At 68.3% G+C, this 13,626-nt stretch carries 13 protein-coding genes; 5 read left to right on the top strand and 8 right to left on the bottom strand.

What is annotated here, in order from left to right:
• The first annotated feature begins 53 nt into the window (after positions 1–53).
• Positions 54–635, top strand: a complete 582-nt coding sequence (locus ACFWAY_RS00135) for an NTP transferase domain-containing protein (protein ID WP_378509471.1) — start codon at positions 54–56, stop codon at positions 633–635.
• A gap of 30 nt (positions 636–665) precedes the next feature.
• Positions 666–1,094 carry an ester cyclase gene (locus ACFWAY_RS00130; RefSeq protein WP_378509470.1) on the top strand — a complete coding sequence of 143 codons (429 nt, stop codon included), beginning with the start codon at positions 666–668 and terminating at the stop codon, positions 1,092–1,094.
• Positions 1,095–1,104: 10 nt separating this feature from the next.
• Here ACFWAY_RS00130 and ACFWAY_RS00125 read toward each other — a convergent pair whose 3' ends face one another.
• Positions 1,105–1,923: an ABC transporter permease gene (locus tag ACFWAY_RS00125; protein WP_378453492.1), complete on the bottom strand. Its 819-nt coding sequence runs from the start codon at positions 1,921–1,923 to the stop codon at positions 1,105–1,107.
• Positions 1,920–2,876 carry an ATP-binding cassette domain-containing protein gene (locus ACFWAY_RS00120; protein ID WP_378453493.1) on the bottom strand — a complete coding sequence of 319 codons (957 nt, stop codon included), beginning with the start codon at positions 2,874–2,876 and terminating at the stop codon, positions 1,920–1,922. Before ACFWAY_RS00120 ends, ACFWAY_RS00125 begins: the two co-directional genes overlap by 4 nt.
• A 147-nt stretch (positions 2,877–3,023) precedes the next feature.
• Between ACFWAY_RS00120 and ACFWAY_RS00115 the strand changes: the two genes are divergently transcribed.
• Together ACFWAY_RS00115 and ACFWAY_RS00110 are read left to right on the top strand one after the other, a co-directional pair.
• Complete coding sequence (locus ACFWAY_RS00115) at positions 3,024–4,664, top strand: LuxR C-terminal-related transcriptional regulator (RefSeq protein WP_378509469.1); 1,641 nt, start codon at positions 3,024–3,026, stop codon at positions 4,662–4,664.
• A 109-nt stretch (positions 4,665–4,773) separates the two neighbouring features.
• Positions 4,774–5,883: a flavin-containing monooxygenase gene (locus ACFWAY_RS00110; RefSeq protein WP_378453495.1), complete on the top strand. Its 1,110-nt coding sequence runs from the start codon at positions 4,774–4,776 to the stop codon at positions 5,881–5,883.
• On the opposite strand, the gene ACFWAY_RS00105 is transcribed toward ACFWAY_RS00110, so the two are convergent.
• The 6 genes from ACFWAY_RS00105 to ACFWAY_RS00080 form a co-directional block, all read right to left on the bottom strand.
• A complete protein-coding gene (locus ACFWAY_RS00105; RefSeq protein ID WP_378509468.1) occupies positions 5,855–7,024 on the bottom strand; it encodes a lipid-transfer protein in 1,170 nt (389 codons plus the stop codon). The two genes, ACFWAY_RS00110 and ACFWAY_RS00105, sit on opposite strands and share 29 nt — an antisense overlap.
• The gene (locus ACFWAY_RS00100; RefSeq protein ID WP_378453497.1) at positions 7,021–7,443 is read right to left on the bottom strand and encodes a MaoC family dehydratase; all 423 of its coding nucleotides are present in this window, start codon (positions 7,441–7,443) and stop codon (positions 7,021–7,023) included. Before ACFWAY_RS00100 ends, ACFWAY_RS00105 begins: the two co-directional genes overlap by 4 nt.
• Positions 7,440–8,450, bottom strand: a complete 1,011-nt coding sequence (locus ACFWAY_RS00095; RefSeq protein WP_378509467.1) for a bifunctional MaoC family dehydratase N-terminal/OB-fold nucleic acid binding domain-containing protein — start codon at positions 8,448–8,450, stop codon at positions 7,440–7,442. The genes ACFWAY_RS00100 and ACFWAY_RS00095 overlap by 4 nt, the downstream gene beginning before the upstream one ends.
• 14 nt (positions 8,451–8,464) lie before the next feature.
• Positions 8,465–9,616: an acyl-CoA dehydrogenase family protein gene (locus tag ACFWAY_RS00090; protein WP_378509466.1), complete on the bottom strand. Its 1,152-nt coding sequence runs from the start codon at positions 9,614–9,616 to the stop codon at positions 8,465–8,467.
• A complete protein-coding gene (locus tag ACFWAY_RS00085) occupies positions 9,601–10,641 on the bottom strand; it encodes an acyl-CoA dehydrogenase family protein (RefSeq protein ID WP_378509465.1) in 1,041 nt (346 codons plus the stop codon). The genes ACFWAY_RS00090 and ACFWAY_RS00085 overlap by 16 nt, the downstream gene beginning before the upstream one ends.
• Positions 10,642–10,724: 83 nt before the next feature.
• Complete coding sequence (locus tag ACFWAY_RS00080; RefSeq protein WP_378509464.1) at positions 10,725–12,890, bottom strand: acyl-CoA dehydrogenase; 2,166 nt, start codon at positions 12,888–12,890, stop codon at positions 10,725–10,727.
• A gap of 94 nt (positions 12,891–12,984) precedes the next feature.
• On the opposite strand from ACFWAY_RS00080, the gene kstR reads away from it, so the two are divergent.
• Positions 12,985–13,623 (top strand): cholesterol catabolism transcriptional regulator KstR, encoded by a 639-nt coding sequence (kstR, locus tag ACFWAY_RS00075; protein WP_005566090.1) that lies wholly within the window; start codon positions 12,985–12,987, stop codon positions 13,621–13,623.
• The last annotated feature ends 3 nt before the right edge of the window (positions 13,624–13,626 follow it).

Genomic DNA, 13,626 nt, shown 5'->3' with positions numbered 1-13,626 from the left:
TCGGCCCGGCAGAAGTAAGTTGAACGCATGCGATGCGGACCGGTGAGACCACGATGAGGATCGGGGGCGTGCTGCTCGCCGCCGGGGCCGGTTCGCGCATGGGTATGCCCAAGGCACTCGTCGTCGGCGCGGACGGAGAGCCGTGGCTCGCGCGCGGCGTGCGAGTGCTGTCGGACGCGGGATGCGAGCCGACCGTCGTGGTGCTCGGTGCCCGCGCCGACGAGGCCGAGGGCCTACTGCCCGCCAGTGTCCCCGTCACCGTCGGGATCGCGGAGGACTGGCAGTCGGGGCTGTCTGCCTCCCTGCGCCGGGGGCTGGAGGTCGCGGCGACGTTCGACGACGTCGATGCCGTCGTCATCACCCTCGTCGATCTCCCCGACCTCGGCGTCGACGCCGTCCGACGGGTGGCGACGGTGCCGCCCGGCGACGCCCGCTCGACGCTCCGCCAGGCCCACTACGCCGGACGTCCGGGCCACCCCGTGCTGATCGGCCGGGACCACTGGCTCCCGTTGCGGCGCAGCCTCACCGGAGACTCCGGGGCACGCAAGTACCTCGGGGAACACGGCGCCGAGCCCGTCGACTGCTCCGACCTGGGCTCGGGGCGCGACGTCGATTCGCCGCGCGAACTCCGCTAAACCTTTGGACGAACGGCAGACAATGGAGTCATGTCACTGGAAACGAACAAGGAATTGATCCGGCGTTTCTACACCGAGATCGACACAGGCAACATCGACGCTCTGGACGAACTCGTCGACGAGAATTACCTCGACCACTCACCGCCGCCGTTTCCCGGCCTCGAAGCGCCGGGGCGTGAGGGACTGAAACAGGCGTTCCGGTTGTTCTGGGAGGCCACACCGGGGACGCACCTGATCGAGGATCAGGTGGCCGAGGGCGACAAAGTCGTTACCCGGCTACTGTGCGCCGGAACTCACACGGGTGATCTCCCCGGCATTCCCGCGACGGGGAACCACATGGAAATGACCGCCACCGTCATCCACCGCATCGAAAACGGTCGGATCGCGGAGAAGTGGTCGGACAAGGACGTCCTCGCCATGCTCCAGCAGCTGGGGGTGATCCCCGCCGCGGCGCGGTGACCGCCACCCTTCAGCGGCTGACGGCCTTTTTGTACCGCCGGATCGCGAACGGCACGAAGATCACCAGCAGCACCGCCGACCATGCCAGTGAGGCGATGACCGGGTGCTGCAACGGCCACGCGTCGGGAACGGTCATGGCCGGGTTGGTGTTTCCGAACAGTTCCCGCACGGCCTGCGTCACCGCGGACACCGGATTCCATTCCGCGATCACCTTCAGCGGACCGGGCAGGTTCGTGGTCTCGACGAACGTGTTCGCGATGAAGGACAGCGGGAATATGACGATGAAGCTGGCGTTGTTGAACACCTCCGGCGTCCGGATCCAGAGGCCGACCACCGCCATCACCCACGACAGCGCGTAGGCGAACAACAGCAGGAGCAGGTAGCCGAGCACCGCTTCGCCGAGGCTCGAGTGGATCCGCCACCCGATGATCAGGCCGGTCAGCGACATCACGACGAGGCTGACGATGTTGATCAGGACGTCAGTGGAGGTGCGGCCGAGGAGGACGGCGGACGGGGCCATCGGCAGCGACCGGAACCGGTCGATGATCCCCTTCTGCAGATCCTCGACCATCCCGAGGCCCGTCCACGTGGCCCCGAAGATGACTGTCTGCGTGAAGATCCCGGCGATCAGGAACTCGCGGTAGGACATCCCGGGAACCTGGATGGCGCTACCGAACACGTACGCGAACAGCAGCACGAACATGATCGGCGACAATGTGGTGAACACGATGAGGTCGGGGACGCGCTTGATCTTGATCATGTTGCGCTTGGCGATCGTGAGCCCGTCCGCGAGCGCGGTGTGCACGGACGCCGTCTGTGGGGCGCTCATGAGACGTGCTCCTCTTCGGCTTCGTGTCCGGTCAGGGTGAGGAAGACGTCGTCGAGGGTCGGTCTGCGCAGACCGACGTCGAACACCTTCACTCCTCGATTGGAGAGTCGGCCCAAGGCTTCGACGAGGGCGTCCGCACCGCCGGTCACCGGCACCGTCACCCGGCGGACGTTCTCTTCCACCAGGATGTCGCCTGCGGCGAGCGGGGCCAGTTCGTCGCGCACGACCGAGAGCTCGATGCCCTCCCGGACGCTCAGCTCGATGCGCTCACCGCCCACGCGGTCCTTCAATTCGTCGGCGGTTCCGCGGGCGATGACCGATCCGTGGTCGATCACCGCGATCTGGTCGGCGAGCCGCTCGGCCTCTTCCATGTACTGCGTGGTCAGGAGAAGCGTGGTGCCCCTGGCGACCAGATTGTCGATGACATCCCACAGAGCCAGCCGGGCACGGGGGTCGAGCCCGGTGGTCGGTTCGTCGAGGAACAACACTTCCGGCTCGGCCACGAGCGCTCCCGCGAGGTCGAGACGCCGGCGCATGCCACCCGAGTAGCCCTTGACGGGACGATCTCCCGCCTCGACCAGGTCGAACTGTTCGAGCAGCTCACGGGCGCGTGCCTTACTCCGCTTGGACCCGAGGTGGTAGAGCCGCCCGACCATCTCGAGGTTCTCGAAACCGGTGAGGTACTCGTCGACGGCCGCGTACTGTCCCGAGGCTCCGATCCTGGATCGGAGCACGCGCGCATCGTGGACGACGTCGAGACCGGCCACCTCCGCCCGGCCGGCATCGGGGACGAGAAGGGTGGTGAAGACCCGCACCGCCGTCGTCTTGCCGGCACCGTTCGGTCCGAGCAGCGCCATCACCGTTCCCGAGGGGACCGCGAGGTCGACCCCGTCCAGTGCCGTGACCTTGCCGTACTTCTTGACCAGACCCACTGCCGTTATCGCATCGACCATCAGAAGTTCCCATCCGTTGGCGTGTGGACCCAGTGTGACTCGAGGCACCGACAGGGTGCACGGATTATTCGACGTTCCCGGCAGGCCCGGTGCGGCGGTAGTCTGAAATCCGAGCAGGTCAGCGCAGATCTTCGGCAGGAGACAGTGATGTCCGACGCGGCGCCGGAACTCCGGACGGGCCGTGCGGCCTTCGATCGACGAGACTGGCGCGACACCTACGCACGACTGTCGGGCGCCGACCGGCAGAACCCGCTGTCCGGTGACGACCTCGAACTGGTCGCCACCGCCGCCTACCTGCTCGGTGAGGACGACGCCAGCACCGAATGGTGGGAACGGGCGGTGCACGAGTGGGCCCGCGCGGGTCGACCGGTGCGCTCCGCCCGGTGCGCGTTCTGGCTCTCGTTCGTCCTGATCATGCGGGGTGAGCAGGCGCGTGGCGGCGGCTGGCTGAGCAGGGCCCAGCGACTACTGGACACCGCGGGCGTGGACTGCGCCGAGCGTGGCTACCTGCTGGTGCCGCAGGGACTGCAACGGATCGACGACGGTGACGGCACCGCCGCCCGGGACATCTTCCGCACGGTGACGGAGACGGGCGCCCGGTTCGCCGACCCGGATCTGACGACGCTCGGGGTGCTGGGCACCGGCCATTCGCTCGTCCTCCTGGGGGACGTCGCCGAGGCAGTGTCCGCGTTCGACGAGGCGATGGTCGGGGTGACGTCCGACGAGGTGTCTCCGGTGGTGGCGGGAATCGTGTACTGCGCCGTGATCGAGCAGTGCCAGAACATCTGCGATCTCCGCCGGTCCAGGGAATGGACTGTGGCGCTGGAGGAGTGGTGCTCTTCGCAACCCGACCTCGTCCCCTACCGCGGTCAGTGCCTCGTCCACCGCGCCGAGATCCTGCAACTGCAGGGCGATTGGCCCACGGCGATGGACTCGGCGCGGCGGGCGCACGAGCGGCTCGCCTCGCATGCCGCGGCCGGGTCCGCCGCCTACGTGATGGCCGACCTCCATCGCCTGCGCGGCGAGGTCGCCCAGGCCGAGAAACTGTTTCTGGATGCGAACCGCTGGGGCAGGCGACCGCAGCCCGGACTCGCGCTGCTGCGGATGGCGCAGGGGCGGGTCGGCAGCGCGGTCGCCTCGATCCGCTGTGCGGTGGACGAGTCCACCGGCGCCGTGGAACGCGCCCGGTTGCTGCCCGCCTTCGTGGACATCCTGCTCGCCGCCGACGACGTCCCGGCGGCCCGAATCGCCGCCGACGAACTCGACTCGATCGCAACACGGTTCGCCATCCCCTACCTGTGCGCACTGTCCGCGCAGGCGTCGGGTTCGGTGCTGCACGCCGAAGGACGGGGTAGCGACGCGCTGACCGTTCTGCGCGACGCGTGGCGGCGCTGGCAGGACATCGGCGCGCCCTACGAGTGCGCGCGGGTCCGGGAGTCGGTCGCGCTGGTGTGCCGCGACCTGGGTGACGACGACACCGCGCAGATGGAGCACGACCTCGCGTCCGCCACCTACCGGCAACTGGGCGCGGTCCCGGACCTCGAGCGACTGCGGGCAGAGTTCCTCCCCGACTCGACGGTCAGCACTCCCCTCACCCCGCGTGAAGTGTGCGTGCTCCGCCTCGTGGCGGCGGGCAAGAGCAACCGCGCGGTGGCGACGGAACTGTTCCTCAGCGAGAAGACGGTCGCGCGGCACCTGAGCAACATCTTCGTCAAGCTGGGGATCTCGTCACGGTCCGCGGCCACGGCCTATGCCTACGAGCATCGCCTCGTCGGCCCGACTACATGAAAGTACCCATACGGTCGTACATATCTGCGCCATTCTCCCGACGCGCCACGATCGGCCCGGTCATAGCGTTGAGCATGACCACCGATCACCCCAGGGAAGAAGACAGACTATGTCCACAGAACGCTTAGACACGATCGTGATCGGTGCCGGACAGGCCGGCCTCGCGACCGGATACCACCTCTCCCGATGCGGGCAGCGATTCGTGATCCTCGACGCCCACGACCGCGTCGGGGACGTGTGGCGGGAGCGGTTCGACTCGCTCCGGCTCTACAGTCCCGCCCGGTACGACGGTCTGCCCGGCTGGGGAATTCCCGCCCGGGGTTGGTCCTGGCCAGGGAAGGACGAGGTCGCCGACTACTTCGAGGCCTACGCGCAGCGATTCGCACTGCCGATCCGGACGGGCACCACCGTCGACGGCCTGTCCCGTGTCGGCGACCGCTACGTCGTCACGGCGGGGACCGACCGATTCGAGGCCGACAACGTCGTCGTCGCCTCCGGGACCTGGCAGTCCCCGGTCATCCCGGATCTCGCCGAGCGCCTCGACCCTCGAATCCGGCAACTGCATTCGAGCGACTACCGCAATCCCTCCCAACTACAGGACGGGCCTGTACTGGTCGTCGGGTGCAGCCACTCCGGCGCGGATATCGCGCTGGAGGTCTCCCGCTCGCATCGCACCACGATCTGCGGGCCCGTCCGCGGTGAGGTGCCGTTCGACATCGAGGGACGCCTCGCCCACATCGCGGTCCCGATCATGTGGTTCATGGCCAATCACGTTCTGACGGAACGCACACCCGTCGGGCGGAAGATGCGGACCCACGTCCGCTCGGGTGGCGGACCACTCCTGCGGGTCAAACGAGCCGACCTGGCCGCCGCCGGCGTGGAGCACTTCCTCGTGAAGGTCACCGGCGTCCGCGACGGCAGACCGGTCCTCGACGACGGCACCGCACTCGACGTCCGCAACGTCGTCTGGTGCACCGGGTTCCGCAAGGACACGTCGTGGATCCAGATCCCCGTCACCGGTTCGGACGGGTGGCCCGAGCAGTCCCGCGGAGTCTCGCCGGACCATCCCGGACTGTATTTCGTCGGTCTGCCGTTCCTGCAGGCGTTCGCCTCGATGCTCACCGGCGGGGTGGGCCGGGATGCCCGGTACGTCGCGAAACATATCGCGCGCAGACAGGCACGGGCCGGACTCAGGCCGTCAGCACCAGCCCTGACGTAGGCACACCGGTCCCCGCGGTGACGAGGACGTTCTGCGCACCGGAGACCTGGTTCACGGACGTGCCGCGGATCTGACGCACGCCCTCGGCGATCCCGTTCATCCCGTGGATGTACGCCTCGCCGAGCTGGCCTCCGTGGGTGTTGAGCGGCAGACTGCCGTCGAGGTCGATGGCGCCGTCGGCGACGAAGTCCTTGGCCTCACCGCGGCCACAGAAGCCGAGTTCTTCGAGCTGCATCAATACGTATGGGGTGAAGTGGTCGTAGAGGACGGCCAGATCCATGTCCTGCGGTCCGAGTCCGGCTTGATCCCACAGCTGCCTGCCGACCAGCTCCATCTCGGGCAGTCCCGCGAGCTCCGGACGGTAGTAGCTGGTCATGATGTACTGGTCGCTGCCGCTCCCCTGGGCCGCCGCCGCGATCACGGCCGGTTTCTGCTTCAGATCCTTCGCCCGCTCCGGTGACGTGACCACGATCGCGATGCCGCCGTCGGACTCCTGGCAGCAGTCGAGCAGGTGCAGGGGTTCGGCGATGAAGCGGGAATTCTGGTGGTCGTCGAGCGTGATCGGTTTGCCGTAGAAGAAAGCGTTCGGATTGGTGGCGGCGTGCTTACGATCGGTGACCGCGATTCGCCCGAAATCAGCACTTGTAGCACCATATTCGTGCATGTACCGCTGGGCGACCATCGCGACGAACGCCGCCGGCGTCGACAGGCCGTGCGGGTAGGAGAACGCATTGTCGGTACCCGACGAGTTCACCTGCTGCACCAGGCCGAAGTTCACCTGCCCGAACCGCATTCCGGACCGCTCGTTGAACGCCCGGTACGCCACCACCACGTCGGCGACACCGGTGGCCACGGCCATCGCCGCCTGCTGCACGGTCGCGCACGCCGCGCCGCCGCCGTAGTGGATGCGACTGAAGAACTTCAGGTCCGGAATACCGACCGAACGGGCAACGGCCGCTTCGGTGTTGGTGTCCATCGTGAAGGACGTCAGGCCGTCGACGTCCGCGGGGGTCAGGCCCGCATCCTCGAGCGCCGCCGTGACCGCCTCGGCCGCCAGCCGTAATTCGCTGCGGCCCGAGTCCTTCGAGAAGTCCGTGGCGCCGATACCGACGATGACAGCCTTGCCCGACAGCCCGCTCATGCATCCGCTCCGTTCGTGCGTCCGTCCAGGACGAGGGTCACCTTCGACGTGATGTGGTCGCCGAGACCGTTCTTCCCGACGACGTCCAGCGTGACGACGCCGTCGTCCACCGACGCCACCGTGCCGCTCAGTGTGAGGGTGTCGTAGGCGTACCAGGGGACGCCGAGGCGCAATGCGATCGACTTGATCACCGCGTTCGGCCCCGCCCAGTCGGTGACGAACCGCTGCACCAGACCCGTGTCGGTGAGGATGTTGACGAAGATGTCCTTCGACCCGCGTTGCTGCGCCAGGTCGCGGTCGTGGTGGACGTCCTGGAAGTCGCGTGTCGCCAGTGCGGCCGAGACGACGAACGTCGGGTCGCCGGTGACGGTCAATTCCGGAAGCGTCGTTCCCACCACGACATCGAGAGTGGACGTCATGACTGCTCCTTCGCTCCGCGCTGCCACGCGTACAGGGTCCACGGCGCGCCACCCGTCTCTTCGTCGCCCGGGAAGTCGAGGTAGATCGCCTCCACCGGCATCCCGACCGTCACCTCCGCGGGCTCGACGCCGCGCAGTTCGCCTAGCATGCGGACGCCTTCCTCCAGTTCGACCAGCGCCACTACGAACGGCAGCGAGCGTCCCGGGACCTTCGGCGCGTGGTGGACCACGTAACTGAACACCGTGCCGCGGCCCGACGCGACGACGTAGTCCGTCGTCTCCGCCTTGTCCTTCCACAGCGCGGGCACCGGCGGGTGCTGCAGCGATCCGTCCTCACGCTTCTGGATCCGCAGTTCGTGCGCGGCCACGCCGTCCCAGAAGAACTGGGTGTCCTGCGAGGCGCTGGGCCGCATCATCTTGGTGGGGTCCAGATCGTCGAAGGACGCGCCCTGACCGTTCGCCGACTGTGCCACCGGTTCAGCGGGTTTGGGCGCGAACTTGAGGATGCGGAACAGCATCTCGGCCACGACCTCGTCGCTGCCGTCGTCGTTCGCGACCCGCCACAGGCTGCGGGTGGTGAAGAACCACCCCTCACCGAGGCCCGTCCTCTTCGGACCCACGAGGTCCTCGAGGGTCGTGGTGATGGTGACCTCCTCACCGACCCTCAGGTAGCGGTGGTAGATCTGATCGCAGTTGGTGGCGACGACGGACGTGAACCCGGCCTCGTCGAGGATTGTCGTCATGCGCCCGAGCGGGTCGTCGGATTGCCGGACGGCGTTCAGGCCCTGCATCGTCCACACCTGCGCCATCGCGGGCGGGGCCACGATGCCGTCGTGTCCCGCTGCCCGCGCCGCTGCCTCGTCGACGTAGATAGGATTCCTGTCGCCGATCGCCTCCACCCAGTTGCGGATCATCGGCAGGTTGATCGGGTCCCGCCCGGGGCGAGGAGCGCTCGGACCCGCCGACCGGACCTCTTCCGCGGCAGCGAGGATCTGTTCGGAACTCATTTCGCGCGGCGCTCCTATCGCGGGACTCGGGGAAGTTTCAGACCGGCTGTCGCGATCAGCTCGCGCATCACCTCGTTGACACCGCCACCGAACGTGATCACGAGGTTGCGCTTCACCTGCATGTCGAGCCACCTCATGAGGTCTGCGGTCTCCGGCTCGGAGGGGTCGCCGTAGCGTCCGACGATCTCCTCGACGAGCCTGCCGATGCGCTGAATACGTTCGGTGGCGAACACTTTCGTCGCGGACGCGTCGGCGATGTCGATGGCGTCCGCCTCACTCGACGCCACCTGCCAGTTGAGTAGTTCGTTGAGGCGGTACGTCGCGTGGATCTCGCCGAGCGCGCGCCGCACGTCCGGCTCGTCGAGCAGGTCGTGTGTGACGGCCCAGTTGCGGATGCGGTCGTAGAGACCTCCGACCCGGCCTGCCGGTCCGAGCATGACGCGTTCGTGGTTGAGCTGGGTGGTGATCAGTCGCCAGCCCTGATTCTCCTCACCGACCAGCATGTCTGCGGGAACCCGGACGTCGGAGTAGTAGGTGGCGTTGACGTGATGCGCACCGTCGCACGTGATGATCGGCGTCCAACTGTAGCCCGGGTCCTTGGTGTCCATGATCAGGATGGAGATGCCACGGTGACGCGAATCCGCCGAGCCCGTGCGGACGGCGAGCCACAGGTAATCGGCGTCGTGACCGCCGGTGGTGAAGATCTTCTGCCCGTTGACCACGTACTCGTCGCCCACCCGCACGGCCGTCGTCCGCAGCGCCGCAAGGTCGGTGCCCGCTTCCGGTTCGGTGTAGCCGATCGCGAAGTGCACCTCGCCGGCCAGGATCGCGGGCAGGAATTTGCGCTTCTGCTCCTCGGTCCCGTACTTCTGCAGCGTCGGACCCACCGTCTGCAACGTCACCGAGGGCAGCGGAACATCGGCTCGCACAGCCTCGTTCACGAAGATCTGCTGTTCGATCTCACCGAATCCGCGGCCACCGAACTCGACCGGCCAGCCCACACCGAGCCAGCCGTCCTTGCCCATCCGGCGGATGACCTCACGGTAGGTGCTGCCGTGGCGCTCGGTGCGCATCACCTCGGCCTCGGCCGGCGAGATCAGCCCGGAGAAGTAGCGCCGGAGTTCCGATTGCAACTCACGCTGATCGTCGGTCAGATCGATGAACACCGGGCCCCCACGAGGTCGAGTCGGTACGAGGCGCCGCCCACGAGGCGGGCCAGGTCTTTGGCGGTCGAGTAGTAGCGGTGCAGCGGATACGTGACGTCGACGCCGATCCCGCCGTGTAGGTGGTGCAGAACCTGCATGGCGGCAGGCACTTCGGCGGCGATCCAGTACGCCATCACGTCCAGATCGTCCTGGGCGTCCAGTCCTTCGGACACGCGCCACGACGCCGCGAGCGCCGACACATGGAGGGTGCGGGACGTGACGTAGACGTCGGCGATCTGCTGCGACACGGCCTGGAACGTGGCGAGCGGCTTGCCGAACTGGTGGCGCGTCGCGAGGTGCTCGCCTGCCAGAGCCGTTGCGCCCGACAGCAGTCCGTCCGCGACCGCCCCGATGGACGCCAGTGCGATGCGGTAGAGCGTCTGCACCGCGTCGTCGCCGGCCGCGAGCAGTTCGCCCCGCGCACCGTCGAACGTGATCGCGAATTCGGGGCTACCCGATGCCGAGGGGGTCGGCGTGAGCGTGACGCCGTCCGCGGCCGGGTCCACCAGCACCACCCCGGTGTCCGTGGGCACGAGGATCCGGTGTGCCCGCTCGGCGAACGGAACCGCGAGCACGCGCCCGGTGACGGAGTAGCCGTCCCCGTCCGCGACCGCGGTCACCGAAGGCCGTGCCGGGAACTGCGCCCCGGGTTCGGCGAGCGCCGCGGTGAACGTGCGGCCGTCGGCGAGACCGGTGAGCAGTGCGTCCTGTTGTGCGTCGTCGCCCAGCGCGACGATGGGCAGCACACCGAATCCGAGCGTTGCGAGGGCCGGGACCTGCGCCGCCTTCCGCCCGACTTCGGTGAGCAGCGCACCGACGTCGGTGACCGAGAGACCTTCGCCGCCGAGACGTTCCGGCAGCGCGAGGGTCAGCAGGTCGGCGTCGGCGAACGCGGCCCAGAGGGCGTCGCCGTCGAGGTCGCGGGCCAGCAGTCCGGCCGCGACCTGAGCCACGGCCTCCTGGGTTTCGTCTCGAGTGAAGTCCACGCTGACAATCCCACTTTCGATTTAGAACGTGTTCTAGTTGTATCACCATCCCGGACCTCGCGAAAGACCAATCGCCGCCCGGCTCAGCCCCGCGGCAGCCCGAGAATCCGCTCGGCCGCGACCGTCAGCAGGATCTGCGTCGTTCCGCCCGCGATGGACAGGCAGCGCGTGTTGAGGAACTCCCGCGCCAGCGGCCCCTCCACCCAGCCGTCCGGGCCGCCGAGTTCCATCGCGAATTCCGCGACCGCCTGCCGCTGCCGGACACCGACGAGCTTGCGGACGCTCGATTCGGGTCCGGGGTCCTGGCCGTCCAGTTGCCGGAGCGTGGTGCGCAGTTCGAGCTGGGAGCCGACGAGCGCGTTGCCGATGAGGTGACCGAGCTTGTCGTCGGTCAGCGGGTCACCGTCCCCGGCGAGCGCGAGCAGTTCCTCCATCGCCTCGCCGAGCGAGGACCCTCCGCCCATCGCGACCCGCTCGTTGGCCAGCGTGGTGCGAGCCAGCTTCCAGCCGTCCCCGAGGTTCCCGACCACCAGGTCGTCGGGCACGAACACGTCCTCGAGGTACACCTCGTTGAACAGGGCGTCGCCGGTGATCTCGCGCAGCGGCGAGATGGTGATGCCGGGGCTCGTCATGTCGACGAGGAAATAGCTGATGCCCTTGTGCTTGGGCACGTCCCGATCGGTGCGAGCAAGGCAGATCGCCCAGTCCGCCTCCTGCGCCCTCGACGTCCACACCTTCTGACCGTTCAGCTTCCACCCGCCGTCCACCTTCTCCGCGGACGTCCGCAGCGCCGCGAGGTCGGAGCCGGCGCCGGGTTCGCTGAACAGCTGGCACCAGATGATCTCGCCGCGCAGCGTCGGGGTGGCGAATCGCTCGATCTGCTCGGCGCTGCCGTGCTCGAGGATGGTCGGCACGGCCCACCAGCCGATCACGAGGTCGGGTCTGCCGACCCCGGCGGCCGCCAGCTCCTCCTCGATCAGGATCTGCTCCGCGGCGCGCGCACCCCGCCCGTAGGGTGCGGGCCAGTGCGGGGCCAGGTAGCCCGATTCCGCGAGGGCCGCGCGTCGCTGCGACTCCGGCCGCGCCACCAGCTCGGCGATCTCGGCGCGGATCTGCCCCCGTTCGTCGTCGAGCCCAGACAGGTCGATCGACAGGTTCCTGCGGGCACCGGCCCGCGTCAGTTCCGTGACCCGCGCCCGCCAGCGGGCGGAGCCGCCGAGCAGCTGCCGCAGCGACGTCGCCCGGCGCAGGTAGAAGTGCGCGTCGTGTTCCCAGGTGAAGCCGATCCCGCCGAGCACCTGGATGCAGTCCTTGGCAGTCTCGACGGCGGCGTCGAGCGTGATCGACGCCGCGACGGCGGCCGCGATCGGCAGCTCGCCGCTGTCCGCGTGCCACGCGTCCTCCGCCGCCACGGCCGCATCCCACGCCGCCGCGCCGGACTGTTCGACGCGGCACAGCATCTCCGCACACAGGTGCTTGATCGCCTGGAACGATCCGATCGGTTTGCCGAACTGCTCGCGAATCTTGGCGTACTCCACCGCCGTTCGCAGACACCAGATTGCAATGCCGGACGCCTCCGCTGCGGCGAGGGTCGCCGCGAGGTCGGGCACGAGCCCGTCCCGCACCCCCGTGACCACCCGGTCGGCCGCCACCGCCACGCCGACGCAGCGCACCCGCGCGAGCGGGCGGCTCTTGTCGATCGTGTCGGCGACCGTGATGTCCAGGCCGTCGGCTTCGCCGTCGACCAGACACCACACGACGCCGTCGCCCGCGTCGGCGGGCAGCAGCACGGACACCCCCGCGTCACCGCCGATCGCGAAGCCCGCGTCGCCGGTGACCGTCAGCCCGCCGTCGGCCCCGAGGGTCGCGTTCACCGGGGAGTTGCTGCCGAGAGCCACCGCGCACGGCATCGCGCCGTCGGCGAGATCCTCGGACCACCGTTTCGCGGCGGCACCGGAGCTGCGCCCGACGATCAGAGCCGCGAGAGCGGTCGAGAGAACAGGACCCGGGACGAGTTCAGTCGCGGCCTGTTCGAGCATCGCGGCGAGATCGACGATCTCCGCTCCCGACCCACCGACCTCGTCGGGCACGGCGACCGAAAAAATTCCGAGCGACGCGAAGGACGGCCACGTCGTGCGCCACGAATCTGCTGGTCCTTGCCGTACTGTGACCAGCGGGTCCGTGGACCGCGCCCAGGCCTGGATCGAACCCGCTGCAGCCCTCTGTTCGTCGGTGGTGGCGATTGTCACAACGGGTATCCGCCTCTCCTGAATGACACATTCGTCTAGAACGTGTTCTAATATGACACCTGGCCATGAGTCAAGGCGCGAAGGAAAACAGGTAATGACGACCAGCTCTCGATCACGGTCCACGACGGTCGCTGCGGCGACGCTGGGCGAGGACGATCTCAGTTCCAACGCGCAGAAGGAACGGCGCAAGCGGATCCTCGACGCGACCCTGGCCCTGGCCTCCAAGGGCGGATACGAAGCCGTGCAGATGCGGGCCGTCGCCGAACGCGCCGACGTCGCCGTGGGCACTCTGTACCGCTACTTCCCGTCCAAGGTGCACCTACTGGTGTCGGCGCTCGCCCGCGAGTTCGAGCGGATCGACTCGCGGGGCAAGAACCCGCCGGGCCGGAACCCGCTCGAGCGGATGCAACTGATCCTCAGCCAGATCACCCGGGCCATGCAGCGCGACCCACTGCTGACCGAGGCCATGACGCGCGCGTTCATGTTCGCCGACGCGTCCGCCGCCGCCGAGGTCGATCAGGTGGGCAAGCTGATGGACCGTCTGTTCGCCCGCGCGATGACGGACACCGAGCCCACCGAAGACCAGTTGGCCGTCGCCCGCGTCATCTCCGACGTGTGGCTGTCGAACCTGGTGGCCTGGCTCACACGCCGCTCGTCCGCGACCGATGTCGCGAATCGGCTCGAACTCACCGTCGAACTGCTGCTCGGTGACGGAAGCCGCAGACCCGAGTAGGAC

This window comes from Rhodococcus sp. NPDC059968, from assembly GCF_042738615.1.
In the GTDB taxonomy this organism is placed as follows: domain Bacteria; phylum Actinomycetota; class Actinomycetes; order Mycobacteriales; family Mycobacteriaceae; genus Rhodococcus_F.
The sequence above is the reverse complement of the archived record's forward strand: the minus strand, read 5'-3'. Positions and strand labels throughout refer to the sequence as shown.